This window comes from Escherichia sp. MOD1-EC5990, assembly GCF_002965285.1.
GTDB lineage: Bacteria > Pseudomonadota > Gammaproteobacteria > Enterobacterales > Enterobacteriaceae > Escherichia > Escherichia coli_F.
This window is the reverse complement of the sequence record NZ_PTRV01000061.1, coordinates 1-1,469: the sequence shown is the minus strand read 5'-3', so window position 1 is coordinate 1,469 and position 1,469 is coordinate 1. Positions and strand designations below refer to the sequence as shown.

At 46.0% G+C, this 1,469-nt stretch carries 2 protein-coding genes and 1 pseudogene; all 3 read left to right on the top strand.

Annotation, left to right across the window (positions count from 1 at the left end; genetic code table 11):
• The coding region (locus BEB42_RS25825) for an RHS repeat-associated core domain-containing protein (RefSeq protein WP_172954558.1) at positions 1 to 663 on the top strand (663 nt) is incomplete at its 5' end.
• A gap of 13 nt (positions 664 to 676) precedes the next feature.
• Positions 677 to 1,210, top strand: a complete 534-nt coding sequence (locus tag BEB42_RS25820; protein WP_001353373.1) for a hypothetical protein — start codon at positions 677 to 679, stop codon at positions 1,208 to 1,210.
• Positions 1,211 to 1,314: 104 nt separating this feature from the next.
• Positions 1,315 to 1,469: pseudogene (locus BEB42_RS27265) on the top strand (RHS repeat domain-containing protein); the annotation flags it as partial.

Sequence of the window (1,469 nt, the reverse complement as noted above, 5' to 3'; positions counted from 1 at the left end):
ACCAGCCTGTGGGGGCTGGCACTCAGCCTGCCCGCAGACACCGGCTACCCGGACCCGCGCGGGGAACTGGACCCGGAGGCCGACCCCGGCCTGCTGTATGCGGGGCAGTGGCAGGATGCGGAATCCGGGCTGTGCTATAACCGGTTCCGGTATTACGAGCCGGAAACCGGGATGTATCTGGTGAGTGACCCCCTGGGGCTGGCCGGGGGGGAGCAGACTTACCGGTATGTGCCTAATCCGCTGGGATGGATTGACCAGTATGGACTCGCTGGTTGTCCGAGAGCCCTGGCAAGGGCAATGAAACTGGCTAACAGAAACCTTGCTAAGAGTGCTGGATACATGAATCGGGCCTGGTATAAATTCAAAGGTTCTGCCGCCCATCATATTGTTGCCTGGGACGACCCTCGTGCATTAGGCGCAAGAAAAATTTTGGAAAAATATGGTATACATATCGACTCCGCAGAGAATGGGGTATTTTTGAAGCATGTAGATCCAAACTCTCTTCAACCAGGAGCTTATCATCGTGTCATTCATACTAACAAATATTATGCAGATGTGGAGGCACGACTCGCAGATGCAGCTAAGGCAAATGGGAAGCAAGGTGTTCTCGATGAATTAGATGCTATCAGGGATGATCTGCTTTTTGATAGGCCAATTTATTAATAAGGGCATAGCGATGAATATTTATTTAATTCGGCATGATGTGGATCACTTCAAGTTTTACTTGCAAGACGAAAGTGACTCTTTTTCAGTGGCTGCTTTTGATTTTTGTGGGGAGTCTCTATTTAATGGATGGAAACCATACAAAATAGAGCTATTTAAAGGAAAAACTAAAGCTGAGAAATCATTAAACGGCGATTTTAATTCATCATGTTTTAGTTCGGGGTTATTGTACGTCGAACATTCTCTCACTGTTGTATTATCTCGTCAGGTCAAGAATATTGAATTATTAAAAGTAATTGCCAGTGATGAACGTGATTTTTATTATGCAAATGTGTTAGGGAAAATACCAGCCTTACATTATGATAACAGACAAGACCTGCAAATTATGAGTAGAACACAAGAATATAAATTCAATAAATCTATAAATAAAATGTTAATCTTTCGTGATGAAATACTATCTTCGAATTATTTTGTTACAGATCGTTTTGTTGATATTTTCCAGAATGATTTTCGTGGGGTAATTTTTAAAAAAGTTGGTGAGATATAACTTAATGCGTTGAACGTCTAACCCGTACCGGAAACAGAGAGCGACTTCTGGAGTGATTGTGGAACCGCTTCAGCAACGATGCACAGGGACGGTGCGTGACCATCACCGGGGCGGAAGGATTCCGCTATGACCGCCATGGCAACCTGCTGGCGTACACGGACGGTAACGGCGTGGCCTGGACGATGGAATACGGCCCGTTCGATTTGCCGGTGGCGCGAACGGACGGCGAAGGTCACCGCTGGCAGTACCGCTATGATAA

Coding starts and splice junctions, on each gene's coding strand:
- BEB42_RS25820 (WP_001353373.1), top strand. CDS start 677: ATGAATATTTATTTAATTCGGCATGATGTGGATCACTTCAAGTTTTAC.